General features: G+C 69.4%; 27 protein-coding genes and 1 tRNA gene. 12 read left to right on the top strand and 16 right to left on the bottom strand.

Going from position 1 to position 24,721, the window contains the following annotated elements:
* Positions 1-58 precede the first annotated feature (58 nt).
* Together AS96_RS05310 and AS96_RS05305 are read right to left on the bottom strand one after the other, a co-directional pair.
* Complete coding sequence (locus tag AS96_RS05310; protein ID WP_036286428.1) at positions 59-664, bottom strand: DUF3027 domain-containing protein; 606 nt, start codon at positions 662-664, stop codon at positions 59-61.
* Positions 648-1,031 (bottom strand): cold-shock protein, encoded by a 384-nt coding sequence (locus tag AS96_RS05305; protein ID WP_005051055.1) that lies wholly within the window; start codon positions 1,029-1,031, stop codon positions 648-650. Before AS96_RS05305 ends, AS96_RS05310 begins: the two co-directional genes overlap by 17 nt.
* A gap of 139 nt (positions 1,032-1,170) precedes the next feature.
* Here AS96_RS05305 and AS96_RS05300 point away from each other — a divergent pair, with 139 nt between their 5' ends.
* The 3 genes from AS96_RS05300 (at position 1,171) to AS96_RS05290 (ending at position 4,919) form a co-directional block, all read left to right on the top strand.
* Positions 1,171-1,461: a hypothetical protein gene (locus tag AS96_RS05300; protein WP_036286425.1), complete on the top strand. Its 291-nt coding sequence runs from the start codon at positions 1,171-1,173 to the stop codon at positions 1,459-1,461.
* Between the two features lies 1 nt (position 1,462).
* Entirely contained in the window at positions 1,463-3,205 is a 1,743-nt protein-coding gene (locus AS96_RS05295; protein ID WP_036286423.1) for a helicase-associated domain-containing protein, read from the top strand.
* A gap of 70 nt (positions 3,206-3,275) precedes the next feature.
* A complete protein-coding gene (locus tag AS96_RS05290) occupies positions 3,276-4,919 on the top strand; it encodes a DNA repair helicase XPB (protein ID WP_036286421.1) in 1,644 nt (547 codons plus the stop codon).
* On the opposite strand, the gene AS96_RS05285 is transcribed toward AS96_RS05290, so the two are convergent.
* A complete protein-coding gene (locus AS96_RS05285; protein ID WP_231477119.1) occupies positions 4,880-5,950 on the bottom strand; it encodes a CPBP family intramembrane glutamic endopeptidase in 1,071 nt (356 codons plus the stop codon). The genes AS96_RS05290 and AS96_RS05285 overlap by 40 nt on opposite strands.
* A 57-nt stretch (positions 5,951-6,007) precedes the next feature.
* Here AS96_RS05285 and AS96_RS05280 point away from each other — a divergent pair, with 57 nt between their 5' ends.
* From AS96_RS05280 to AS96_RS05270, 3 genes are all read left to right on the top strand, one after another.
* The gene (locus tag AS96_RS05280; protein ID WP_036286419.1) at positions 6,008-6,700 is read left to right on the top strand and encodes a response regulator transcription factor; all 693 of its coding nucleotides are present in this window, start codon (positions 6,008-6,010) and stop codon (positions 6,698-6,700) included.
* Positions 6,701-6,710: 10 nt separating this feature from the next.
* Positions 6,711-8,438 (top strand): sensor histidine kinase, encoded by a 1,728-nt coding sequence (locus tag AS96_RS05275; protein WP_036286417.1) that lies wholly within the window; start codon positions 6,711-6,713, stop codon positions 8,436-8,438.
* A 141-nt stretch (positions 8,439-8,579) separates the two neighbouring features.
* Positions 8,580-8,867 carry a WXG100 family type VII secretion target gene (locus AS96_RS05270; RefSeq protein ID WP_016464508.1) on the top strand — a complete coding sequence of 96 codons (288 nt, stop codon included), beginning with the start codon at positions 8,580-8,582 and terminating at the stop codon, positions 8,865-8,867.
* A 72-nt stretch (positions 8,868-8,939) separates the two neighbouring features.
* Here the strand turns inward: AS96_RS05270 and groL are convergent, their stop codons facing one another.
* The 5 genes from groL to AS96_RS05245 all read right to left on the bottom strand — a co-directional run bounded on the left by groL (position 8,940) and on the right by AS96_RS05245 (position 12,908).
* Positions 8,940-10,559, bottom strand: coding sequence for a chaperonin GroEL (gene groL / locus AS96_RS05265; protein WP_036286416.1), 1,620 nt, complete (start codon positions 10,557-10,559; stop codon positions 8,940-8,942).
* Positions 10,560-10,692: 133 nt separating this feature from the next.
* Positions 10,693-10,896: a cold-shock protein gene (locus AS96_RS05260; protein WP_005051075.1), complete on the bottom strand. Its 204-nt coding sequence runs from the start codon at positions 10,894-10,896 to the stop codon at positions 10,693-10,695.
* A 149-nt stretch (positions 10,897-11,045) separates the two neighbouring features.
* Positions 11,046-11,618, bottom strand: a complete 573-nt coding sequence (locus AS96_RS05255; RefSeq protein WP_036286414.1) for a LytR C-terminal domain-containing protein — start codon at positions 11,616-11,618, stop codon at positions 11,046-11,048.
* A gap of 9 nt (positions 11,619-11,627) precedes the next feature.
* Positions 11,628-11,897, bottom strand: a complete 270-nt coding sequence (locus tag AS96_RS05250) for a DUF3263 domain-containing protein (protein ID WP_036286411.1) — start codon at positions 11,895-11,897, stop codon at positions 11,628-11,630.
* A 9-nt stretch (positions 11,898-11,906) separates the two neighbouring features.
* The gene (locus tag AS96_RS05245) at positions 11,907-12,908 is read right to left on the bottom strand and encodes a DUF2332 domain-containing protein (protein ID WP_036286406.1); all 1,002 of its coding nucleotides are present in this window, start codon (positions 12,906-12,908) and stop codon (positions 11,907-11,909) included.
* A gap of 74 nt (positions 12,909-12,982) precedes the next feature.
* Here AS96_RS05245 and msrB point away from each other — a divergent pair, with 74 nt between their 5' ends.
* Positions 12,983-13,399, top strand: coding sequence for a peptide-methionine (R)-S-oxide reductase MsrB (gene msrB, locus AS96_RS05240; RefSeq protein ID WP_036286403.1), 417 nt, complete (start codon positions 12,983-12,985; stop codon positions 13,397-13,399).
* Complete coding sequence (locus tag AS96_RS05235) at positions 13,396-14,022, top strand: nitroreductase family protein (RefSeq protein WP_036286400.1); 627 nt, start codon at positions 13,396-13,398, stop codon at positions 14,020-14,022. Before msrB ends, AS96_RS05235 begins: the two co-directional genes overlap by 4 nt.
* Before the next feature lie 16 nt (positions 14,023-14,038).
* Here the strand turns inward: AS96_RS05235 and AS96_RS05230 are convergent, their stop codons facing one another.
* Entirely contained in the window at positions 14,039-14,992 is a 954-nt protein-coding gene (locus AS96_RS05230; RefSeq protein WP_081767975.1) for a DMT family transporter, read from the bottom strand.
* Between the two features lie 216 nt (positions 14,993-15,208).
* Here AS96_RS05230 and AS96_RS14900 point away from each other — a divergent pair, with 216 nt between their 5' ends.
* Positions 15,209-15,346: a hypothetical protein gene (locus AS96_RS14900; RefSeq protein ID WP_198013032.1), complete on the top strand. Its 138-nt coding sequence runs from the start codon at positions 15,209-15,211 to the stop codon at positions 15,344-15,346.
* 36 nt (positions 15,347-15,382) lie between these two features.
* On the opposite strand, the gene AS96_RS05220 is transcribed toward AS96_RS14900, so the two are convergent.
* Positions 15,383-15,455, bottom strand: a tRNA-Thr gene (locus tag AS96_RS05220).
* Between the two features lie 36 nt (positions 15,456-15,491).
* Positions 15,492-16,436 carry a DsbA family protein gene (locus AS96_RS05215; protein WP_036286393.1) on the bottom strand — a complete coding sequence of 315 codons (945 nt, stop codon included), beginning with the start codon at positions 16,434-16,436 and terminating at the stop codon, positions 15,492-15,494.
* Between the two features lie 269 nt (positions 16,437-16,705).
* Here AS96_RS05215 and AS96_RS05210 point away from each other — a divergent pair, with 269 nt between their 5' ends.
* Entirely contained in the window at positions 16,706-17,806 is a 1,101-nt protein-coding gene (locus AS96_RS05210) for an ABC transporter ATP-binding protein (protein WP_036286390.1), read from the top strand.
* 84 nt (positions 17,807-17,890) lie between these two features.
* The gene (locus AS96_RS05205) at positions 17,891-19,204 is read left to right on the top strand and encodes a DUF4032 domain-containing protein (RefSeq protein ID WP_036286386.1); all 1,314 of its coding nucleotides are present in this window, start codon (positions 17,891-17,893) and stop codon (positions 19,202-19,204) included.
* An 18-nt stretch (positions 19,205-19,222) separates the two neighbouring features.
* Here the strand turns inward: AS96_RS05205 and AS96_RS05200 are convergent, their stop codons facing one another.
* Genes AS96_RS05200 through AS96_RS05180 form a run of 5 tightly spaced genes read right to left on the bottom strand, consistent with a single transcriptional unit; the run spans position 19,223 to position 24,065 of the window.
* Positions 19,223-19,861 carry an NAD(P)-dependent oxidoreductase gene (locus AS96_RS05200; protein ID WP_036286384.1) on the bottom strand — a complete coding sequence of 213 codons (639 nt, stop codon included), beginning with the start codon at positions 19,859-19,861 and terminating at the stop codon, positions 19,223-19,225.
* Positions 19,862-19,903: 42 nt separating this feature from the next.
* The gene (gene rlmB / locus AS96_RS05195) at positions 19,904-20,896 is read right to left on the bottom strand and encodes a 23S rRNA (guanosine(2251)-2'-O)-methyltransferase RlmB (RefSeq protein ID WP_036286382.1); all 993 of its coding nucleotides are present in this window, start codon (positions 20,894-20,896) and stop codon (positions 19,904-19,906) included.
* Positions 20,889-22,292, bottom strand: a complete 1,404-nt coding sequence (gene cysS / locus AS96_RS05190; protein WP_036286380.1) for a cysteine--tRNA ligase — start codon at positions 22,290-22,292, stop codon at positions 20,889-20,891. Before cysS ends, rlmB begins: the two co-directional genes overlap by 8 nt.
* 53 nt (positions 22,293-22,345) lie before the next feature.
* Positions 22,346-23,533 carry a 2-C-methyl-D-erythritol 4-phosphate cytidylyltransferase gene (ispD, locus tag AS96_RS05185; protein ID WP_036286379.1) on the bottom strand — a complete coding sequence of 396 codons (1,188 nt, stop codon included), beginning with the start codon at positions 23,531-23,533 and terminating at the stop codon, positions 22,346-22,348.
* 49 nt (positions 23,534-23,582) lie between these two features.
* The gene (locus tag AS96_RS05180) at positions 23,583-24,065 is read right to left on the bottom strand and encodes a CarD family transcriptional regulator (protein WP_005051117.1); all 483 of its coding nucleotides are present in this window, start codon (positions 24,063-24,065) and stop codon (positions 23,583-23,585) included.
* Positions 24,066-24,209: 144 nt separating this feature from the next.
* Between AS96_RS05180 and AS96_RS05175 the strand changes: the two genes are divergently transcribed.
* On the top strand, positions 24,210-24,677 hold the full coding sequence (locus AS96_RS05175) for a hypothetical protein (protein ID WP_036286378.1): 468 nt from the start codon (positions 24,210-24,212) through the stop codon (positions 24,675-24,677).
* Positions 24,678-24,721: the final 44 nt, after the last annotated feature.

Genomic DNA, 24,721 nt, shown 5'->3' with positions numbered 1-24,721 from the left:
TTCATACGCAGCCGGGCTCTGCCTCTCCGCAGCCTTGCAATGGATTTAGCAACACGGCCTAGTCCTCGTCGTCCTCGTCCTCGTCCTCGTCCTCGTCGGAATCGTCGTCCAGCACGTCGATGTCGACGCCGTCGACGTCACCGGCGTGCAGGATCGGCGATCCGTCGTCGTCGAAGTCGGCGGCATCCAGATCATCCACGTCGTCGAGGTCGTCGTCGTCGAGTTCCTCGTCGGACTCATCGTCGTCGACGCCCTCGGCGTCTTCGGCCTCGACACCGCGTTCGGCGGCCAGCGCCGCCTGCGCGGCCTGATACTCCGCCAGACGAACCGCCCACGGCACCCACTCCGGAGCCAAGAGCGCACCCTCGCCCGGTAGGAGCTCGGCCTCGAGCACCGTCGGCTCGGCGTCGTCGACGACGGCCAGGCTCACCGTCCAGAACCAGCCGGGATAGCCCTCCATCGTCGTGGCGAAACGCAAGGAGACGACGCCGTCGGCCTCGACCGTGTATCCGGCGGGCTCGCCGATCGTCGCCGCCGGCGTGATCTCCCGCAGCGCGGACAGTGCCAGGTCGTGGGCCGCGAGCAGGCGGTCGTCGGCGACGAGCGCCGGCGCCTCGCCCTCGGCATCCGCGCCGGAGTCGACCGACTCAGGCGTCGAGTTCATCGGCGACCTTGCGCAGGATCGCGGCGACCTTCTTGCCCTGTCCCGCGTTCGGATAGTGACCGTGACGCAGGTCGCCGCCGACCTTGTCGAGCAGCTTGACGAGGTCCTCGACCACGATCGCCATGTCATCCGGCTTCATCCGGTTGCGCTTGGCGAGGCTCACGGGAGCGTCGAGCACCCGCACCGCCAGCGCCTGCAACCCGCGCTTGCCGTCGGCAACGCCGAAGTCGAGGCGCGTTCCGGCCTTCAGCCCCTCGGTGCCCGCGGGGAGGGCCGTGGCGTGCAGGAAGACGTCCTGGCCGTCATCGGTGGTGATGAAGCCGAACCCCTTCTCGTCGTCGTAGAACCTGACCTTGCCGGTGGGCATCGCAAAAACCTCGCTCGTCGGCGCCCTGAGGCGCGGTGACATCGTGACCCGTGCCGCGAGGGCACGAGGGTGGGCATCATGCCCACTCCAGCCTACGACACCGCCACGCCCGACGCGGGGACGCAGTAGGGTGATCCCGATGCCCTCTTCGTCTTCTCGCACCCCCGGCTCGGCCGACGATCTTCCCGTCCGCCGCATCGACCGCGTCCTCGCGTTCATGTCCCTGGGTCTGTTGCTGCTGTCCGTGATCTGCTTCGTCGCGATCATGATCGGCTCGGCTGCGGGCATGAAGCACGACGACTTCGGGCAGGGCATGTGGCCGCTGGTCGGCACGCTCGTCTATATCGCGCCGATCGTCGCGTTCATCCTGCTCATGGCAGTGCTCATCATGACCTTCGTGCGGAAGGCCCGGGTCGGCAAGGGCCGCTGACGTGACCGGGTCGGACGCGCGCGCTCTCGCACAGCATCTCGTGCAGCGCAGCGACGACGCCCTGGCTACGCTGTTCTCGGCGCGACAGGTGTCGCCGACCGTCGCATGGAACGACGCCTTCGACGCGGCCGAGGCGCTTCTGGAGCCCTCGTCGATCGAGCGCGCACTGCGGGGCCTGACCTCGGGCGAGATCTCCGCCCTCGCCGACGCCGCCCTCGACACGGACGACGCTGCCCGCTCGCGGCTGCAGCAGCTGGCGCTCGTCGACGAGCAGGGAATGATGTACGAGGCGGTGTCGTCCGCACTGACGGCCCTCACCGCGGCATCGACGCCCGCGGCCGACGTCGACGAAGCCGAGGACACGGATGCCGCGGCACGGCCGGACGACGCCGCTGCCGCCGAGCGGGCGTTCTCCTCGCTCGGCTCACTCGGCGACATCCTGCATGCTGCGCTCACGCACCCGTTCGGCCGCATCGGTTCCGGAGCGCTCGGGGCCGCCGACCGCCGCCGACTGATGGAGGACGGGATCGTCGACGACGGCGCCACCGCCGATGACCTCGTCAAGATCGCCGAGCGGACGGGTCTGCTGTCGGGTCAGGACAAGAGCTGGCTCGTGACGCCCGCGGGTGTTCAGTGGCTGCACTCCGACACGATCGCACGGTGGAGCGCCGTCGCCACCGCGTTCCTCGAAGGGCTGCCGCGCGGACTGCGGCGACCGACCGGCGGCTGGATCGCGCCCGCCGCGTGGGCGCAGGCCTACCCGTGGGACGTGCTCTGGCCAGAGACAGCGGCGGATCTTCGTGGGCTCCTGCGACGCTGGGGCGTCCTCGACGACGCTGGGCGCCCCACCTCGTGGGCGCGGGGTGCATTCCTCGACGGCGCGGGATCGCCGTTCCCGGCCGCCGCCCTCGACACCCTCGCGCGGCTGCTGCCGAGCGAGGTCGACCGGGTGTACCTGCAGAACGATCTGACCGCCATCGCGCCCGGGCCGCTGTCGCCGCACCTCGACATGCGGCTGCGGTCGATGGCGCGGCGGGAGTCGCGCGCGCAGGCGTCGAGCTACCGCTTCACGACCGAGAGCATCGCCGACGCCCTCACGGCGGGCGAGAGCGCCGAGTCGCTGCGCGCCTTTCTCACCGAGCTTTCGCTCACCGGCCTGCCCCAGCCGCTGGCGTACGAGATCGAACGCACCTCTCGCACGCACGGCATGGTCCGCGTCGGTCCCGACGACGGGGGCCGCACCCGGGTCTGGAGCGACGACGAGGCGCTGCTGCGCACCCTCGCCGTCGATCAGGCTCTTCGTCCCCTCGGGCTCGTGCCGGACGGCGACGGCCTCGTGACCCGCAGCGGGGCCGACACGGCGTTCTGGATGATCGCCGACGCCCGATATCCGGTCGTCGCGGTGGATGCCGACGGCGAACGCCGACGCCTCGACCGCCACCGCCTGGCACCGTCGCCGTCGCAGCCCGCGCCCGCGCGCGACACGTATGCCGCGCTCCTCGCACGGCTGCGCGCCGCGCCCGCTGACGATGCCGACGCGGCCTGGCTCGGCCGCGAACTGGATCACGCGGTCAAGGCGCGCGCCACCATCGTCGTCGCCGTCCGCATGCCCGACGGCACCGAGCGCGAGTTCACGATCGAGGCCACCGGCCTCGGCGGCGGACGCCTGCGGGGACTCGACCGGGCGGTCGATGTGGAGCGCACCCTGCCGGTATCCAGCATCAGCGGCATCCGCCCCCTCTGACCGGCCCCCCGCGCACGCACGGCTGGCGACGCGAGCCCCGGCCGCTGCGAGGTCGGTAGACTGGGACGCTATGGCTGACGGCCCCCTCATCGTGCAAAGCGACCGCACCGTGCTGCTCGAAGTCGCTCACCCCCAGGCGGAGACAGCGCGGCACGAGCTCGCGGTCTTCGCCGAGCTCGAGCGCGCACCCGAGCACATCCACACCTACCGGGTCACCCGGCTGGGGCTCTGGAACGCACGCGCCGCCGGCCACAGCGCCGACGACATGCTCGCCACGCTCGACCGCTGGTCCCGCTTCCCGGTGCCCGCCTCGGTGTCGATCGACATCCGCGAGACCGTCAACCGCTACGGGCGTCTGGTCATCGAGCGGGATGCCGAGGGCGCGCTCGTGCTGCGGGGCTCCGATCCCGCCGTTCTCGCCGAGATGGCCAAGAACAAGCGCATTCAGCCGCTGCTGATCGGCCACCCCTCCCCCGACACCTACGTGATCGACGCCTGGGCGCGCGGTCACATCAAGCAGGAGCTGCTGAAGATCGGGTGGCCGGCGGAGGATCACGCCGGCTACACCCCCGGCACCCCGCACGAGATCTACCTGCACGAGGACGGGTGGACCTTGCGTCCGTACCAGCGCCACGCCGTCGACATCTTCAGCGAGGGCGGCTCGGGTGTCGTCGTGCTCCCCTGCGGCGCCGGCAAAACGCTCGTGGGCGCTGCGGCGATGGCCGCGACGAAGACGACGACCCTCATCCTCGTCACCAACACCGTCAGCGCGCGCCAGTGGCGCGACGAGCTGCTCAAGCGCACCACGCTGACCCCCGAGGAGATCGGCGAGTACTCCGGTCAGTCCAAGGAGGTCAAGCCGGTCACCATCGCGACCTATCAGATCCTCACGGCCAAGCGGAAAGGCCAGTACGCGCACCTGGCGTTGCTGGACGCGCTGGATTGGGGCCTCATCGTCTACGACGAGGTGCATTTGCTTCCCGCTCCGGTTTTCAAGCTCACCGCCGATCTGCAGGCACGTCGCCGCCTCGGACTGACCGCGACGCTCGTCCGGGAGGACGGCCGCGAGGGGGACGTGTTCAGCCTCATCGGCCCCAAGCGCTTCGACGCCCCGTGGAAGGAGATCGAGGCCCAGGGCTTCATCTCTCCGGCCGTCTGCTACGAGGTGCGCGTCGACCTCCCGCCGTCCGACCGCATGGAGTACGCGGCATCGGCCGACGACGAGCGCTACCGTCTCGCCGCCACGGCCCACGCGAAGATCGGCGTGGTCAAGGATCTCGTCGCCCGTCACGCGGGAGAGCAGATCCTCGTCATCGGCCAGTATCTCGATCAGATCGACGTGCTGTCCGAGGCGCTGGACGCACCGAAGATCACCGGAGCGACGCCCGTGGACGAGCGCGAGGAGCTGTTCGCCGCCTTCCGCGAGGCGCGCCTGCCTGTCCTCGTCGTCTCGAAGGTCGCGAACTTCTCGATCGATCTGCCCGACGCCTCGGTCGCGATCCAGGTGTCGGGGTCGTTCGGCTCACGTCAGGAGGAGGCGCAGCGGCTCGGCCGGCTGCTTCGTCCCAAGTCGAACGGGCACACGGCGAGCTTCTACACGCTCATCGCACGCGACACGGTCGACCAGGACTTCGCGCAGAACCGGCAGCGCTTCCTCGCCGAGCAGGGCTACAGCTACACGATCCTGGATGCCGAGGGCATCGCCGCCGCGTAGGTCCCCCACGCGGGAGCCGGCGGCGGCAGCAGGAGCGTGCGCGGCAGGGGGCGACGCGTCAGCATCCACTCGACGAGCGCGACGTATCCGGCGATCAGCAGGAACGACCACAGGAAGCTGACCAGTCCGGTTGTGCTCTCGGTGGGGCTCGACCCCGACGCGAGCGAGAGCAGGAACGCCGACAGGTTGTTCACGACGTGCAGGGCGATCGCCGCCTCCAGTCCGCCGGTGCGCCACGTGAGCCAGCCGGCGGCGACGGCGAACAGCCCGACACCGATCTGGCCGAGCAGGTCGTAGCCGTGGCCGAGGACGAACAGCGGCACCGGCAGGAGGATTGCGAACGCCGGATGCCGCAGCCAGCGCCCGATGCTCTGCATGAGGTATCCGCGGAAGATGTACTCCTCCGCGGCCGCTTGCACGGGAACGAGCAGCAGCACGACCACCAGCGTGATCGGCCAGGTCGAGGTCGAGACGGGCATCCCGGGCTCCTCCATTGCGCCGGGAAGGAGAAAGCCCACCGCGGTCAGCACGACCGACACGCCGACGGCGAGCGCGCCGCAGAGCAACATCCAGCGCCAGCGCAGCCGTCCCGCGGCGGAGGAGACGAGCCCGACCCGGCGTCCGTTCACGATCAGTGACGCGAGGATGTAGGCCGGAAGCATGAGGGCGATCGTGCCGAGCAGGATCGCGACCATGAGCGGGTCGCCCATGTCGACGCCGCCCGACTGACCGAGGCGTGCGAGGTCGTCCAGGCGCTCCGGGTCGCGGAAGAGCGCGATGCCGATGACGACCATGACGACCACCAGCAACCCGAGGTAGATCGCGAGGCCCAGGATGCCGATCACCAGCGGCGTCCACCATCCCGAGCGTCGGCGTGCAAAGATCAGGCGGTGGAAGGCGAGACCACCGATCACGGCGTCGACCGGGAGGGCGCGGGCCGTCCGGACGATCGTGGGCGGGACGGGCGGCATCGCGGGCGCGAACAGCGGTGCCGACGGGGGGACGGGGACCTGCGGCGCGGGCGTCGTCATCCATCCATCTTCTCCGATATCCAGCAAAGGGAAGGGTTGCGATGCCAGGATGGGGCTATGACCGCACCGCGCATCCTCGTCGTGGACGACGAACCGAACATCCGGGACCTGCTGGTCACGAGCCTCAGGTTCGCCGGCTACCAGGTGCGTGCCGTCGCGAACGGCGCGCAGACCATCTCGGCCGTGCTCGAAGAGGAACCAGACCTCATCATCCTCGACGTGATGCTCCCCGACATGAACGGGTTCAGCGTCACCAAGCGCCTCCGCGGCGCGGGGTACACGGCCCCCATCCTCTTCCTCACGGCGAAGGACGAGACCGAGGACAAGATCGAAGGGCTGAACGCCGGTGGCGACGACTACGTCACCAAGCCCTTCTCCCTCGACGAGATCGTCGCGCGACTCCAGGCCATTCTCCGACGCACCATGCAGGCCGACGAGGAGTCGACCATCCGCGCCGGCGAGCTGACCATGGACCAGGACACGCACGACGTCACGGTGGGAGACGTCTCGATCGACCTGTCCCCCACCGAGTTCAAGCTCCTGCGCTACCTCATGCTCAACCCCAACCGGGTGCTCAGCAAGGCGCAGATCCTCGATCACGTCTGGGAGTACGACTTCAACGGCGACGCGGGCATCGTGGAGAGCTACATCTCGTACCTGCGCCGCAAGATCGACCCGTACTCCTCGGAGCCGCTCATCCAGACCAAGCGCGGCTTCGGCTACATGCTGAAGGCCGGCAAGACCGCCTGATCGCGGGGCGATGACGGCGGACGGCGTGTACGCGGCACACGCGAAGAAGAACGACCGCCTCACCTCGTGGTGGCGCGGCATCAGCCTGCGGGCCAAGGTCACGGGCGTCACCGTGGCCGTGCTGACCGGCGGACTGCTCGTCGCCGGGTTCGGTACGGCGGTGTTCCTGCGCAACGCCCAGATCGCCGAGCGCGACCAGTCGATCAGCCAGACGGTGACGCTCGATCAGGCCAGCAGTCTGCTCAACGTCGCGGTCGTCGACGGGGTCGCCAAATTCGAGCCCGCCGACTATCCGCCGCTGACATCCTTCTACATCGCCGTCTACGGGCCCGACGGCACGAGGCTGGCCACCGGAGGCCCGCCGTCCGACAATCCGCCGGTGTTCCCGACCACGTTCGGTCTCGACAGCACCCTCATGCAGGGAACGACTCCGTTCGATCTCACCTCGGCCGACGGCAAGACGACCTTCCATGCCGCCGTCGACATCCTGCAGATCCCGGGAGCACGCGAGAACAACGTCCAGCTGCTCGCCCTGCCGTTGACGCCCGTGAATCAGACGGTGGCGAGCTTCGTCGGCATCTACACGATTCTGGCGCTCATGACGATCCTGGTGAGCGCCCTGCTCACCCGCTGGCTCGTCACGCTGGCGTTCCGGAGCCTCGGGCAGGTGGAGCAGACGGCGATGTCCATCGCGCGGGGCGACTTCGGCCAGCGCATGGGCGACATCGCTCCCGGCACCGAAGTCGGCAAGCTCAAGACGGCGATCAACGCCATGCTCGACCGCGTGGATCAGGCGCTCGGCCAGCGCGACGCCACCGTGCTGCAGATGCGACGCTTCATCGGCGACGCCAGTCATGAACTGCGCACACCCCTGGTGACCGTGCGCGGATACGCCGAGCTGTACCGGATGGGCGCCATCTCGGGCGACGAGCAGACGGCGCAATCGATGGAACGCATCGAGAAAGAGGCCATCCGCATGGGCGGCCTCGTCGAAGACCTGCTCGCCCTCGCCCGCCTCGACGAGCGCCGTGACATCGTCGTCGCTCCCGTAGACCTGCGCCCGATCGCCCGCGACGCGGTGCTGGATGCGCGCGCGACCTCGCCGGAACGGACCGTCTCGTTCATCGACGACGACCCACGCCCGGCGGTGCTGCGTCCGGCATCCGCGCCGCCGACGGCCAGCGCCCCGACGCGTCGACGGCCCCCGACCGCGGCGATCGGTGCACTGCTGCGACGCCGGCCGCGCGCCGACGGCGAGACGGTCACGGCACCTTCCCCCGCCCCTGCGATGCCCCTACCCTCCGAGCGGGAACCCATCGTCCTGGGCGACGAGAACCGCATCCGTCAGGTCGTCGCGAACCTGCTCGGCAACGCGCGCCGGTACACGCCGGCGGGCTCGCCCATCGAGCTCGCCGTGGGCGTCGACGAACCCGGTGGAATGGGATGGATCTCGGTCATCGATCACGGCGAAGGCATCGCTCCGCAGCTGCGGGAGAAGATCTTCCAGCGGTTCTGGCGCGCCGACACCTCGCGCACGCGTGAGACGGGCGGCTCCGGCCTGGGGCTGTCGATCGTGGCGTCGGTGGTCGACGCGCTGCACGGATCGATCGTGGTCAGCGAGACGCCCGGCGGCGGCGCCACTTTCCGCGTCGCGTTCCCGCTCGCGCAGCGCCGCGACGCCGCGGAGCATCTCTTCATCGAGACGCAGCCCCTGCCTCGGCTGCACATCGACTCCTGAGGCACCGAGGCTGCGAGCTCCGCTCGAGGCTTCCTCCCCGGAGCCCCTCCGCGACCGCATTGTGCACACCCGCGCTCTGGGCCATCTCAGGCCTGCCCACCGCTGGCTAGCGTGAACCCACACCGACGAAAGGACGTCACCATGACCGCGTTCAGTGTGGACTCGGAAGCCGTACTCAGTGCCACCGGGGCGATTCGCGCCACCGCCGATCGCCTGCAGTCAGAGACCGCCGCGATGCTCGGCCAACTCACCCAGCTCCAGGGTGCGTGGACGGGCAGCGCGGCCGTTGCCTTCCAAGGGTTGGTCGATCGGTGGCGGGCCGCACAGACCGAGCTGGAGAGCGCGCTCGGAGACATCGGCACCGCGCTGGGGCACGCCGGCGCACAGTATGCGCAGACCGAGAGCGCCGCCGCGAGCATGTTCCGCTGAGCCCGCCCGACTGAGCACCGCTCCACGCAGAAAGGCCCCTCCGAAGAGGGGCCTTTCCGTTGAGATCCGGACTCAGAAGTCCATGCCACCCGTGGGGTCGCCCGCGGGAGCGGCGGCCTTCTCGGGCTTGTCGGCGACGACGACCTCGGTGGTGAGGAACAGACCCGCGATCGACGCGGCGTTCTGCAGCGCCGAGCGCGTCACCTTGGCCGGGTCGATGATGCCTGCGGCGAACATGTCGACGTACTCACCGGTCGCGGCGTTCAGGCCCTGGCCGACGGGAAGCTCCGACACCTTGTTGGCGACGACACCCGGCTCGAGGCCGGCGTTGAGGGCGATCTGCTTCAGGGGCGCCTCGATGGCGACCTTGACGATGTTCGCACCCGTCGCCTCGTCGCCCGTGAGCGCGAGCTTCTCGAACGCACGCTTGCCGGCCTGGATGAGGGCGACACCGCCACCGGGGACGATGCCCTCCTCGACGGCGGCCTTCGCGTTGCGAACGGCGTCCTCGATGCGGTGCTTGCGCTCCTTGAGCTCGACCTCGGTGGCCGCACCCGCCTTGATGACGGCGACGCCGCCGGCGAGCTTGGCGAGGCGCTCCTGCAGCTTCTCGCGGTCGTAGTCGCTGTCGGTGTTCTCGATCTCGCGCTTGATCTGGGTCACGCGACCCTCGATCTGCGCCGACTCGCCCGCACCCTCGACGATCGTGGTCTCGTCCTTGGTGACGATGACCTTGCGCGCCTTGCCGAGCAGGTCGGTGGTGGCGTTCTCGAGCTTGAGACCGACCTCCTCCGTGATGACCTGGCCGCCGGTGAGGATGGCGATGTCCTGGAGCTGCGCCTTGCGACGGTCACCGAAGCCGGGAGCCTTGACGGCGACCGACTTGAAGATGCCGCGGATCTTGTTGAGAACGAGGGTCGCGAGAGCCTCACCCTCGACGTCCTCGGCGATGATGACGAGCTCCTTGCCCTCCTGGATCACCTTGTCGACGATCGGCAGCAGGTCCTTGATGTTGGAGATCTTCTGGTTCGCGATGAGGATGTACGGGTCCTCGAAGACAGCCTCCTGGCGCTCCGGGTCCGTGACGAAGTAGGGGTTGATGTAGCCCTTGTCGAAGCGCATGCCCTCGGTGAGCTCGAGCTCGGTGCCGAACGTGTTCGACTCCTCGACCGTGACGACGCCCTCCTTGCCGACCTTGTCGATCGCCTCGGCGATCAGCGCGCCGATCTCGGGGTCGGCGGCGGAGATGGATGCCGTGGCGGCGATCTCCTCCTTGGTCTCGACCTCCTTCGCGGAGGCGAGCAGCTCGTCGGAGAGCGCCTTGACGGCCTTCTCGATGCCCTTCTTCAGGGAGATGGGGTCTGCGCCGGCCGCGACGTTGCGCAGCCCTTCGCGCACGAGAGCCTGGGCGAGGACGGTAGCCGTCGTGGTGCCGTCACCGGCGACGTCGTCCGTCTTCTTGGCGACCTCCTTGACGAGCTCCGCGCCGATCTTCTCGTACGGGTCGTCGAGCTCGATCTCCTTGGCGATCGAGACACCGTCGTTCGTGATCGTGGGGGCGCCCCACTTCTTCTCGAGCACGACGTTGCGACCGCGCGGGCCCAGGGTCACCTTGACGGCGTCGGCCAGGATGTTCAGGCCACGCTCGAGGCCACGGCGGGCCTCCTCGTCGAAAGCGATGATCTTTGCCATAAGTGTGTCGTCCCTCCCGGACGTGAGGATGAGTCTTTAGCACTCGCGATGATTGAGTGCTAACTCATTCTGGCACTCTGGCATGACGAGTGCAAGCCGCGCCGAGCGGGCGCGACGGGAGGGCCGAACGACGTCAGGCGACGACGCGGACCGACTCGGCCTGCGGGCCCTTCTGACCGGCGCCGACGGTGAACTCGACCGTCTGCCCCTCCTCCAGGACGCGGAATCCCGACATGTCGATGTTGGAGTAGTGGACGAACACGTCCTGGCCGTCGGTCACGGTGATGAAGCCGAAACCCTTCTCGGCGTTGAACCACTTGACGGTACCTTGGGCCATGCGAATCTCCTGATGCTGCGGTGGGACGTCGCAATGCTAACCAGCGTGAGAGCGGCGAAATCGCCGTTCCGGCAAGTGTTGACACAGGCGCATCGAACTGTTCACACGCGCGAAACACGCTCCCCGCTGATACCCGCAGGGCGGGGTGGTCAGCCGGCCGGAGTGGCCCCGGCATCCGTGCGATCGGCACCGATCACGACCACGAGGAGCTTGGCGCCGTCGCCGCTCGCGAGGCCCTTGTACGCATCGCTGAGTGTCACGACCGCCCCGCCGATCACCTGTGCGAGCCCCCGCGCCGCACCTTCTTCGGCGGGGTCGGAGTAGAAGACCGTCGTGGTCGGGAAGTCCTTGGAGCTGGCGTCGCCGGCCGTGACGCTGTCGGGCGACCAGCCGGCCCCGACGATGGTCTGCGCGAGGGAGCCGGCCAGACCCGACTGTGTCGTCGCGTTGAGAACGGTGACCGGGTACGACGTGTCGACGACCGGCTCGGCGGTCGAGATGGTCGTCGGCGTGGCGCTCGGGGTGGGAAAGAGGGTGACGCGCCCGGTGGCGATCAGCGTGCCGAAGATGCCCAGCGCGACCAGCACGACGATCGCGATGACCGACCACAGCACCACGATTCCTCCCCGCAGGCGCGGATTCTCGGCGCGATGCGCACCGATGCGTCCCCCCTCGAGGGCGAGATCATCGAAGCGGTCCTTCTGCGGGGGCTTACTCGGCACCCCAGAATGCTACCGGCCTGTTCCGGTGCGGACGGCGGGAACGGCCGCGCGTCCCGCACGCTCGCTTGCGCGCGCATCGCGGAGCCGACGGAGGCGGTGCACCAGCATGGCGTCGTGCGCCGCGGCATCCGGTTGGTCGATGATGCGAGCCAGCAGCTGGTAGTACCGGGCGGGCGCCAGGGCGAGCTCGGCACGGATGGCCTCCTCCTTGACGGCGTCGTGCACGGTCCACCGCGACTCGAAGTCGAGGAGGAGGCGATCACGCTCGGAGAGGGGCACCTGCTCACGTTAACCACGCGCAGCGCGCTCGCCGGGACGCCACTCCAGCCATCGCCCGAGTGGGTCGGCGTGGGCGAGGACGACGCCGTCGCGCGCGAGTGCGAAGCCCTCAGCGGGAGCGTTCGATGCGATCCGCCCGCCGCGCCATCCCTCGTGCAGCGAGGGCGCGTCGAGGGTGATCCATCGCCCCGCGGCGGACGCCTGCTCGATCAGCGCGTGGCGCGCGTGCCAGCCGAGGTGCGCCAGCACGCCGGGGGTCTGAACGACCAGCGTCGCCTCGGGCGGCGCCGCCGCGACGGCGTGAGCGAGCTGGTCGACGCCGTCACCCGCGAACATGAGGGGCGGCTCCGCCGCCGCGATGCGCAGGGCGGAACGCACCCGATCCGCGCGTCCGGTCTCGCCCGGCCAGACGAGAGCCGCCAACCACGCCTCGGTGGCGGGGTCGGCCGCATCCAGTGGCGCGAGATCGATGCCCGCTCGCCAGACGATCTCCGGATGCCGCAACGGGGGCACGTGCTGACCGCGCAGCTCGCTCTCGAGCACGACGGCCGACACCCCGTCGAGCGGATCGTGCGCGATCTCGCCCGCGACGCCGCGATAGCGGTAGGAGTATCGGTCGGGGTAGAGACACAGTCCCGCACTCGCGCCGACCTCCAGCAGCGCGATCGGCCCGTCGATGCCGGCCAACGCGGGCAGCAGAGCGGCGCACCGCAGGGGTTCGTTCGTCTGCAGAGACCGCGCCGCGCACTCCGTGATCAGTCTGTCGCTGTGGGCGAGCATCCACTCCCGCCACTCGGGGTACCCACTCTCGCCGGATCCGAGCATCCGCGCGACGGCGAAGACGAGGGGCGGCTGACGATGCGAAGGCGAGATCCTTTCCAGCACCTCCTGCACCGCGGCATCCGCGGCGACTCCGGCGGCCCACTCGCCGTACAGCGCGGAACGTCCGGGAGCCTCGTCGCGGGCGAACCGGGCGTAACGCGCCGACACCGATTCTGGGAGGGAACTCATGGGTGACATTCTCGCGGGCCGAGCCGACCGCGGCCCGCGTCGGGTTGAATGGTGGGTGGAGTAAGGAGCCAGACATGACCTACCGCGTGACCAAGACCGACGACGAGTGGCGTTCGGAGCTGACCCCCGAGCAGTACGCCGTCCTCCGTCAGGCAGGGACGGAGCGCGCATGGACCGGCGAGCTCCTCGACGAGAGCCGCGCGGGTCTCTACACGTGCGCCGCGTGTGGCGCGGAGCTGTTCCAGAGTGGAACGAAGTTCGACTCGCATTGCGGGTGGCCGAGCTTCTACGAGTCGGTGCGCCCCGAGGCCGTCGAGCTCATCGAAGATCGCAGCCACGGGATGGTCCGCACCGAGGTGCGGTGCGCGAACTGCGGCTCGCATCTCGGACACGTCTTCCCCGACGGGTTCGGCACCCCCACGGGCGACCGGTACTGCATGAACTCGCTGTCGCTGTCGTTCACCCCGGCGCCGGAGGCGGATGCGTCGTGATCGAGACGGTCACGGACTACCCGGCCCTGGCGGCGGTGCGAAACCGTCGCTCATGGTCGAAGGTGACGGATGCCGCGCCCACCCGCGCCGAGCTTCTCACCCTGATCGCGGCGGCGGGGCGGGTCGCCGACCACTCGTCCCTGCGACCGTGGCGCGTCATCGAGCTGCGTGGCGAGGACCGGGCGACGCTCGGGGCGGCGATCGCGAAGGTCGAGGGCGACGACAAGCCGTCGACGAAGCCGTTGCGCGCGCCACTGCTGCTCGCCGTGGTCGCCAGCTACCGCAAGAGCGAGAAGGTTCCCCGCTGGGAGCAGGAGGCGGTCGCCTCGGGTGTCGCCCACACGCTCAGCCTTCTGCTGGATGAGGCGGGATGGGGTGTCATCTGGCGCACCGGTCATTACACGCGGGCGAAGGCGGTGGCCAAGGCGCACGGACTCGCGAAGGACGAGGAGCTGCTCGGCTGGCTGTACGTCGGCGGCAAGCCCACCGGTGCGCGACCCGGTCGCCGCAAGAGCGTCGATCCCCGTGCGCATCTCAGTCGAATGCCGGCCCCCGCCAAGGGCGCCGACAAGGACGGCGGGGCGACGAAGACCGGCGCGAAGAAAGACAAGAAGAAGAGCTGACGCTCCCGTCGTCCGCTCAGGTTCGTCGTCGCCGCCAGGGCGCGAGAGCGACGACGACCGAGCTCGCCGCGACAGCGACCATCAACAGTTCGGTTCCCCAGCCGGGACCGGCATCCGCGGGCCAGAACGCATCCAGCGTGAACGCGGTGGCGAGCTGGCCGACCACGACGCCGAGGCCGAGCAGCAACACCCCGGTGTGCGCGACGAGCGCCGCCGACAGGAAGATGTAGATCACGCCGACCACGCCGCCGAGGTAGAGCCACGCCTCGGTCGGCAGCGCCGGCGGCACACCGACGAACGCGACGTGGACGACGGCGGCGACGGCGAGCACCACCGTTCCCCCCAGAAAATTGACGAGGGTCGCGGTCAACGGCGTCCCGACGCGCTGGCGCAGCCGCCCGTTTGTCGCCTGCTGCCACGCGATGCCGACGCCCGCCAGAAAGGGCAGCACCAGCATCCACACCGGCACGCGCTCCACCACGCCGCCCTGCAACGAGATACCGACGGCGATGAGGGCCAGCGCGCCGCCCGCGACACGCGGCATGGTGACCGCGACGACGCCGGCCGGGCCGTACCCGATGCGGTCGAGCACCAGGCCGTTCAGTGTCTGCCCGGCCACAACCCCGACGGTGAACAGGGATACGCCGATCACAGCGACGGCGAGGCCCTGGGTCGCGACGGTGAGCGCTCCGGCCAGCCCGCCTCCCAGCATCCACCACGGGATCGTGCGTGCGCGGACGCCGCTGACCAGCGCGCCGAAGCCTCGGCGGCCCGCCGGCAGCAGCGCCGACAACACGGCCAGCACGAGCAGTCCCGACCCGAAGGAAATGACCGCCGCGACGAATCCGTCGCCGATGCGCAGACCGAGTTGCCCGTTGATGCGGGCTTGGAGCGCCGTCAGCACCCCCACCAGCACGGCACCGCCAAGAGCCACACCGGCGGGAAGCCGGGGCGTCGCCGGTGCGGTCACGACTCCTCAGCCTAGCCGTGCGCGTGGGAGAGGAGCCGATCGGTCAGTCGTAGCCCAGAATGCAGATCGCTTCGGTGACGGTGTCGGGTTCGGTACGCGGCTCGTGCTCGTCCACGGAACTCAATCTAGAGGTGCGGGCCGGCGGATGCCGAGCGCATCGCCGTGGATAACGCGCTGGAGACGCGATGGACACAGCGGACTCGCTACGATCACCGCATGGCCTTTCGCGACCTCCCCGCCCCCGAGCGCCGACTCGTCATCTGGCAGTTCGTCGGCGTCGGCACTCTGATGATCGGCGTGGGCGTTCTCGTCTGGGCAGCCGTCGCCTACTATCAGTCGGTCAGCCTCGGCTGAACGGAGGTCGCGACGGCGGGCATTGCATGAAAGCGGTGCCGGCTACAGGACTTGAACCTGCAACCCCCGTATTACAAGTACGGTGCGCTACCAATTGCGCCAAGCCGGCGAGGCGATTGCCAGTCTATCCGGGCCGGGGCCCGACTTACGGCGCGGCCGTCGGCTTCACGGTGGGCGTGGGCGTCGCGGTCTGCGACTTGTAGTACGCCCCGCTCGCGCTCGTGAGCACGAACTGCGAGAACTCCGCGGCATCCGTCATGTCGCCCACGTACTGCTGGCCGTTCACGACGACCATCGGCGTCCCCGTCAGGGTGAGCCCGTTCGTCCCGGGGATGCCGCTGATCGCGCGCTCGGTGGCACCCTTCACCCACGACGAGTACGACTCGGTCTCGATGCAGTCGCGAAGGCGCTTCGGATCGTCAGAGCCGTTCGCCTGGGCGATGTCGGCGAGTTCCTTGTCGGAGAAGCCGTCGGAGTCGACAGCCGGCTGACGGGTGAGGAGGTCGTTGTTGAAGCTGAAGAACTTCGACGGATCGAGAGTCGCGACACAAGCGGCTGCGCTCGCCGCGCGCAACGAGTACTTCGTTCCGTTCGACTTGGCGGTGAGCATCGAGACCGGGTGGTAGGTCAGGGTTGCCGCCCCGTCCGACACCCACGACGCCAGCTGCTTCGCGTTGGCGAGCTGCCACTGTCGCGCCGCCGGCGAGAGGTAATCGACGTAGACGTGGATGTCGACGACGGATGCCGAGGTGGACGGCGAGGGTGTCGCCTGCGGCTCGGCCGCAGCCGTGGGCGCCGAGCTCGCACCGTCGATCGGCGTTCCCGGCGAGACCGAAGACACCGACGTCACCCGGAAGCCGTCGGCGGTGGCGTCGGCCGGCTGCAGCTGCGGCCGGTCGCTGTTGGAGCGCACCGCCCACGACACCGCGACCGCGACCGCGACGACGGCGGCAGCGGCGACGACGGCGAGCGCCGAGCGGCGCAGCACGCGTGCCCGCGACTGCTTCGCGTGGACGAGCTGCGCCTTCTCGCGCACCGCATCGCGGCGGCCAGCAGGCGTGGGCTCGTTCGGGGCGTCGTCGTGGGACATGGGACCTTCTGTGGGAGGCAGCTCGAGGGCACATCGCGGTGCATCCCGGTCGTCACGATCCGGATCGGGTCCAGCGTCGCGGACGGAGCAAGGCGATGTGTCGATGCTAGCCAGCGAGCCTGTGAAATGCCCAGACGAGGCCTCTTCCTCGCAGAGGAGAACGTGCGATACTGAGAACGCGTCCATCGCAGGACGTGCGGGCCAAGCCCCCGCTCATTCCATCACTACGGATCGTCCGGCACGTACCTGCCGGTGAAGGAGAAGAAAACATGGCGTCCGTCACCTTTGACAACGCAACCCGTCTGTACCCGGGAGGCACCCGCCCGGCCGTCGACAAGCTCAACCTCGAGGTCGGTGACGGCGAGTTCCTCGTCCTCGTCGGACCGTCCGGTTGTGGAAAGTCGACGTCGCTGCGCATGCTGGCCGGCCTCGAAGAGGTCAACTCCGGCCGCATCCTGATCGGCGATCGCGATGTCACCGACATCCCGCCGAAGGACCGCGACATCGCGATGGTGTTCCAGAACTACGCGCTGTACCCGCACATGACGGTCGCCGAGAACATGGGCTTCGCGCTCAAGATCGCCGGCGTCGGCAAGGAAGAGCGCGCGCAGCGCGTGCTCGAGGCCGCGAAGCTCCTCGACCTCGAGGATTACCTGACCCGCAAGCCGAAGGCCCTCTCCGGTGGTCAGCGTCAGCGCGTCGCGATGGGCCGCGCGATCGTGCGCAAACCCCAGGTGTTCCTCATGGACGAGCCCCTGTCGAACCTCGACGCGAAGCTGCGCGTGCAGACGCGCACCCAGATCGCGTCGCTGCAGCGCAACCTCGGCGTCACCACGGTGTACGTGACCCACGACCAGACCGAGGCTCTGACCATGGGCGACCGCATCGCGGTTCTCAAGGACGGTCTGCTGCAGCAGGTCGGCACGCCGCGTGACCTGTACGAGAAGCCGAACAACGTCTTCGTCGCCGGCTTCATCGGCTCGCCCGCCATGAACCTGTTCCAGGTCGACCTGGCGAGCGCCGGCGGCATCCAGTTCGGCACCGCCGTCGTCGACGCCGACATCGACCGTCCCACCAGCGCGACGCAGGTCACCGCCGGCATCCGCCCCGAGGACATCATCGTGAACCCGGCCGACGGCCAGGGTCTCTCGGTGAGGGTCGACCTCGTCGAGGAGCTCGGCGCGGACGGTTACCTCTACGGCCACACCGAGATCGCCGGCAAGCGCACCGACATCGTCGCGCGTGTCGACGGCCGCAACCACCCGAACGCGGGCGAGACCGTCGTGCTCGCCCCCGTGCCGCACCACGTGCACGCGTTCGACATCGAGTCGGGCGAGCGTCTCACCAAGAAGGCGATCGCCTCGGCCTGATCCGACCAGACGCGGCGCGGGGGCCCGGTTCCACGGACCGGACCCCCGCGCCGCGGCGTATCCCCCACGAAAGCGAAGACCCGCGTGGCCCACTCCCTCACGATCACCGCGAGCAGTGTCGACGCAGGCCTGCTGGCGCTGCCCTGGTCCACACCCCTCGACGAGTGGGGCAAGGACACCATCGTCTCCCTGCCCAAGGGCCTGTCGCGCCACCTCGTCCGCTTCGCGGATCTGTCCGGCCGCGTGGTCGCCGTCAAAGAGACGACCGGCGAGATGGCCCGCCGCGAGTACGACATGCTCGGCTCCCTCGGCCGCCTCGACGTTCCGTGCGTGGAACGGGTCGCGGTCATCGACGGTCGCCGCACGCCGAAGGGCGACCCCCTGCCGGCCGCGCTCGTGACGGCGCATCTGAAGTTCTCGCTCCCCTACCGCGCCCTGTTCACACAGGTGCTGCGACCCGACACCGCCGGCCGGCTCGTCGACGCCCTCGCCGCGCTGCTCGTGCGCCTGCACACCGTCGGCTTCTTCTGGGGTGACGTGTCACTGTCGAACACGCTCTTCCGACGGGATGCCGGGGCGTTCGCGGCCTACCTCGTCGACGCCGAGACCGGCGAGCTGCACGAGAGCGGCCTGACGCGCGGTCAGCGCGAGCACGACCTCGACGTCGCGCGCACTAACATCGCCGGCGAGATCATGGACCTCGAAGCCGGCGGCCGCCTCGATGGCGGCGTGGATGCCGTCGCGATCGCCGACGGCATCATGTCGTCGTACCACTCGCTCTGGGCGGCGCTGACCGACAAGGAGACCTTCGCCGCCGGTGAGGCCTGGCACATCACCGAGCGGGTCAAACGCCTGAACGATCTCGGCTTCGACATCGGCGAGATGTCGATCCGCACCACGCCGGACGGCACCACGGTGTCGATTCAGCCCAAGGTCGTCGACGCCGGCCACCACCAGCGGCGCCTTCTGCGTCTGACGGGACTGGACGTCGAGGAGAACCAGGCCCGGCGCCTGCTCAACGACATGGACGCGTTCCGTGCCCGCGTCTCACGACTCGGCTCCGACGAGGAGATGGTGGCGCACGAGTGGCTCACCCGCGTGTTCGAACCGGTCGTGAAGGCGATCCCCTGGGATCTGCGCGCCAAACTCGAACCCGCCGAGGTGTTCCACCAGGTCCTCGAACACCGCTGGTACATGTCGCAAGCGCGAGGGCAGTCGGTGCCGATCGCCGAGGTCGTCTCGTCCTACATCGACGACGTGCTGCGTCACCGCCGGGACGAGGCCACGGTGATGGGTCCCCCCACCGAGACGATGGCGATTCCGGTGATCACCTCGGCGAACTCGACGATCGACGACGACGACGAAGACGAGGACGTCGACTGGCGCGACCTGGTCTGAACCCGGCGAGAGAGCGCGTCAGTACCCGACGGTGAAGCGCTGGCGCGAGTGCTGCGGGTTCTCGATCTCGTCGAGCACCGCCACCGCGAGATCGGCGCCGGAGATGTAGGACTGCCCCTCGGCATCCGTGACGATGACATCGCCACCGACCCGGTAGGTGCCCGTCCGCTCGCCCGGGTTGAAGCCGCCGAAGCCGCCGGCGGGATGGACGAAGAACCAGTCGCGACCGGTCTGTTCGGCCTGAAGGTCCTCCAGAACACCGATCATCTCCAGCGCCTCGGCCTTGAAGGCGTCGGGGAAGTCGACGTCGACGACGCGAGGGCCCTCGGGAGCGACGAGGCTCCCGCCGGCGCCGCCGATGACGCCCAGCCGCACGCTCTCGGGCAGCACGGTGTTCAGCGCCTCCAGGTTGGGCCGGACGAGGCCCTCCATCGCACCGCGCGGCGCGACGGCGCTGATGACCACGTCCGCGCCCTCCAGCTGCGTCACCAGCCCGGGGATGTCCAGCAGCGTCCCCTCGACGTAGGTCGCACCGGGCACGCGGTCTGCGGCCACCGACCGTGACACCGACAGCACGGTGTGCCCGCGGTCCACAGCCTCGGAGACGATGTGGCGACCGGCGAAGCCGGTGCCTCCCAGAACGGCGATGATGGCCATCTCAGTGCTTCCTTTCGGATGGGCGTGCAGGTGGAGCGGGCGTCACTCGGACGCGGCGCGGATGGTGGAGACCTGGTAGAGCGCGACGGATGCCGCGATGCCGGCGTTGAGCGACTCTGCGGCGGAGGAGATCGGGATCGACACGATCTGGTCGCACGTCTCGGTGACCAGCCGTGACAGCCCCTTGCCCTCCGAGCCGACGACGATGACGACGGGCCGATCTGCCAGTTCGAGCTGGGGCAGCGCGACGTCGCCGCCGCCATCGAGACCGAGCACGAACACGCCCTGCTTCTTGAACTCTTTGAGCGTCGTGGTCAGATTCGGTGCCATCGCGACCGGAACCCGGGCCGCGGCGCCGGCGCTCGTCTTCCACGCGGCCGAGTTGACGCCGGCCGAACGGCGCTGGGGAATGATGAGTCCCTGACCGCCGAAGGCGGCGGTGGAGCGGATGATCGCGCCGAGGTTGCGCGGATCGGTGATGCCGTCCAACGCGACCATCAGCGGCGTCTGCCCCTTTCCGATGATCTCCTCCAGCAGGTCCTGGGGGTGCGCGTACTCGTACGGCGGCACCTTGAGCGCGACACCCTGGTGCACGCCGTCGAAGCCGGCCATACGGTCGAGCTCGGGGCGGGTGACCTCCATCACGGGGATACCGCGCTGGGTCACGATCGACAGCATCTCCTTGACGCGATCGTCCATCTCGACGCGCTGGGCGATGTAGAACGCCGTCGCCGGGATGCGTGCACGCAGAGCTTCGAGCACGGAGTTGCGCCCGGTCACGTTCTCGGTGTCGTCGCCGGCCTTGGCCTTCGGCGCGCGGGACGGCGCCGGCTTCTGACCGGGGCGCCCCTTGCCGCCGGCGGCGGCGTAGCGCTCCATGGCGGCCTTGCGCTTGCCGGCGACGTGCCAGCTGCGGTCCTCGGCCTTGGGAGTCGGCCCCTTGCCCTCGAGCGCCTTGCGTCCGTTGCCGCCCGTGCCCTTGAGTGGGCCCTTCTTCTTGCCCTTGCCCGCGGAGGGGTTGCCCGGCTTAGCCATCATTCAGACTCCAATGGGTCCCGTCGGGACCGTCCTCGAGGACGACGCCGGCCGCCGCGATCGCGTCGCGAAGACGGTCGGCGGCCGCCCAGTCCTTGTTCGCGCGCGCCTGCGCACGCTGGGTGATCATTACTTGCAGCAGCGCGTCCAGGGCGCGCGCCTCGGCAGCACCTGCTTCGGGTCGCCATTTCGGGTCGGCCGGATTCATACCGAGAACGCCGGTCATGCGGCCCACTTCGACGAAAGCGCGGGCCGCGGCATCCCGATCACCCGCATCCAACGCCGCGTTTCCGGCGCGCACGGTCTCGTGGACGACCGCGAGCGCCTGCGGAACGCCGAGGTCATCGTCCATCGCGGCAGCGAACGCCTCGGGGATATCGGCGGCCACCAGCGGCACCGCAGTGCCGAGCACCCGCGCGGCCCGCTGCTGGAACGTTCGGATGCGCTCGAGGGCCGCCTCGGCCTCGTCGAAGGATGCCGCGGTGAGATCGAGCGTGGACCGGTAGTGCGCCGCGCCGAGGGCGTAGCGCACGACGAGCGGGTCGCGGTCGGCCAGCACGTCCAGCGCGAGCAGATGATTGCCGAGCGACTTCGACATCTTCTGGTCGCCGACCGTGACCAGGCCGTTGTGCACCCAGTAGCGCGCGAACGCGTCACCCGCCGCACGCGACTGCGCCAACTCGTTCTCGTGGTGCGGGAAGCGCAGGTCGATGCCGCCGCCGTGAATGTCGAAGGAGTCGCCGAGGTAGCGGCGGCTCATGGCGGAGCACTCGATGTGCCAGCCGGGTCTGCCCGGCCCCCAGGGGCTCTCCCACACGGCATCCGCCGGCTCATCGCTCTTCGCGCTCTTCCAGAGGGCGAAATCCCGCGGGTCGCGCTTACCGCGCGGGTCCGCATCGGTCGCCGGCTCCATCGCGTCGATGCTCTGATGGGTCAACTCTCCGTAGGCGGACCACGAACGCACCTCGAAGTAGACGTCACCGGCCGCGGCGTAGGCATGACCGCGTTCGATGAGGGTGGCGATCAGCTCCTGCATCTGCGGGATCGATCCGGTGGCGCGCGGCTCGTAGGTCGGCGCGAGGATGCCGATCGCGGCATACGCGTACGCGAACTCGCGCTCCACGCGATACGCCAGCGCCCACCAGGGCTCATCAGCGGTGGCGTTCTGCAGGACTTTGTCGTCGATGTCGGTGACGTTGCGCACGAACGTCACGCGTCCGAAGCGGCGGGTGAGCCAGCGACGCAGCAGGTCGAACGCGAGCGCCGCACGCAGATGATGGATGCCGGGACCCGACTGCACCGTCGGACCGCACACGTACATCGTGACGTTCGCCGGATCCTGCGGCGCGAAGTCGCGCAACGCCTGCACCTGGGTGTCGTAGAGCCGGACCGTCACCGCTCCAGCCTACCCGCGCGCGCGAGACGCGACAGCGGCGCGGGCGTGGGGGCTCACACAGAGTAGACGAGCGCGACGGCGAAGGCGGCGACGCCGTCGCCCGTTCCCGTATAGCCGAGCCCATCGGTCGTGGTCGCCGATACGGCGACGGGCGCACCGAGCGCCGCAGACAGGGCATGTTCGGCTTCCGCGCGGCGCGCGGCAAAGCGCGGGCGGCGCGCCTGCACCTGCACCGAGACGTTGCCGATCGAGAAGCCGGCGGCCTCGACCAGCTCCCGCGTGCGGGCCATGAACGCCTCGGCGTGGGCGCCGGCGTACTGCGGTTGATCGGTTCCGAAATGGGTGCCGATGTCGCCGAGTCCCGCGGCGGCGAGCACGGCGTCCACGATGGCGTGCGCGACGGCATCCCCGTCCGAATGACCGTGCAGCGAGGGTTCACCGGGCCAGTGCAGTCCGGCCAGCCAGAGATCGCCGCTACCGCCGACGGCATGCACGTCGGTGCCGACGCCGACGCGCGGCACCGGCGCGCTGCGCCTCACCGGCGCGACAGCCAGGAGGGCTCGCGCGCGGTCGAGATCGCCCGGAGTGGTGATCTTGAAGCTCCGCTCATCGCCGGGCACCGTCCACACCGGTGTTCCCATGCTCTGCACGAGTGCGGCGTCGTCGGTGTGCTCGGCGGATGCCGCGGCATACGCCGCGTCGAGAATCGTGCGGCGGAATCCCTGCGGGGTCTGCGCGGCCGCCAGTTCGGAACGATCGATCGGCTCGCGCACGCGATCGCCGGACACCCGTTTGACGGTGTCGACCACAGGAAGCACCGGAAGCACCGCATCTTTGCCGTCTGTGAGCGCGTCGATGACGCGCGCGAAGACCTCGGGCGGAGTCAGAGCCCGCGCGGCGTCATGGACCAGCACGCGCTCGACGTCGGGCCACACGGCCCGCAGTCCGGCAGCCACCGACTCCTGCCGGCTGAGCCCGCCGGCGACGACCGTGACCAGGTCGTGCCGTTCGCCGGCGACGGCGCGCGCCTCGGTCAGGGCATCACCGACGCGGTCTGAGGGAGCGACGATCACAACCTGCGCGGCCGGGGCGGCGAACACACCCTCCAGCGCGTGGCGCAGAACCGTGTGGGTGTCGAGACCCACGAACGCCTTCGGAACACCCGCGCCCAACCGCTGACCGGATCCAGCCGCGACGACGATTACGGCGGTGTGGGGCACGGGAACCAACGGGTCGCTCATGTACCCGACACTACCGACGTGGCGCGCCGTCTTCCGGCGGATGCCGGGATCAGCTCGCGAGAACCTCGTCGAGGACCCCCGAGGCGTGATCCTCATCGGCCTTCAGCGCCAGAGCGATCTCGGACACGAGGATCTGGCGCGCCTTGGCAAGCATGCGCTTCTCACCGGCGGACAGGCCGCGGTCCTGGTCACGACGCCACAGGTCGCGAACGACCTCGCTCACCTTGATGACATCGCCGGAGGCGAGCTTCTCGAGGTTGGCCTTGTAACGGCGCGACCAGTTGGTGGGCTCTTCGGTGAACGGTGCGCGCAGCACGTCGAACACTTTCTCGAGACCGTCCTTGCCGATCACGTCACGAACACCGACCAGGTCGACGTTGTCAGCAGGGACCTCGATGATGAGGTCTCCCTGCGTGACGTTCAGCTTCAAGTACTTCTTGGTCTCGCCCTTGATGATCCGGTCCTTGACCTCGATGATCGTCGCGGCCCCGTGGTGCGGATAGACGACCGTCTCGCCAACCTCAAAAAGCATGCAGTTATGTCCTTTCGGCAAAGTCCAGAATACCACAGGCGACATACGCTAAGGTTCGCCGGCTGAGCATCCGCGGCGGGGGCGCCGGGGTGGCGCCGCGTCGCGGCATAGAATGAGCACACACCGACTCGTCCAGGAGGATCCGTGAACACGCGCCGTCTCGCGTCCGTCGCCCTCGCCGCCGCTGTGGTCCTCTCCACCGCCGGCTGCAGCATGATCTCACCGCAGGCCACGACCATCAGCTACTCGGCCGCTGAGGGCGTCAACATCACGCACTCGGCACCCCTGAAGGTGCGCAACGCGCTCTTCGTCGCCAACGAGAAGGGCACCGAAGCCAACTTCCTCGCCGCGATCGTCAACGACACCGACACCGACAAGACGCTGCTGGTGGGCATCGAGGGCACGACGCAGCGGGTGCCGGTCGCCGCGCACTCGACCGTCAGCCTCGGCTTCGACGGCGCAGAGCCGCTGCTGTTCACCGGCCTGTCGGCCAAGCCCGGCACCGACGTGCGCACCACGTTCCAGTCCGGCACCGGCGAGGCCGTGGAAGACCGCGTTCCGGTCTTGGACGGCACCCTGTCGTACCTGAAGGACTTCGTTCCCGCGAACTGATCGTGCTCACGGATATCGGCGGCGTCCCTCCTCACGAGGGGCGC

Source organism: Microbacterium sp. MRS-1 (genome assembly GCF_000585455.1).
Classification (GTDB): Bacteria; Actinomycetota; Actinomycetes; order Actinomycetales; family Microbacteriaceae; genus Microbacterium; species Microbacterium laevaniformans.
Note: the sequence above shows the minus strand (reverse complement) of the source record. Positions and strands in the feature narration are given on the sequence as shown.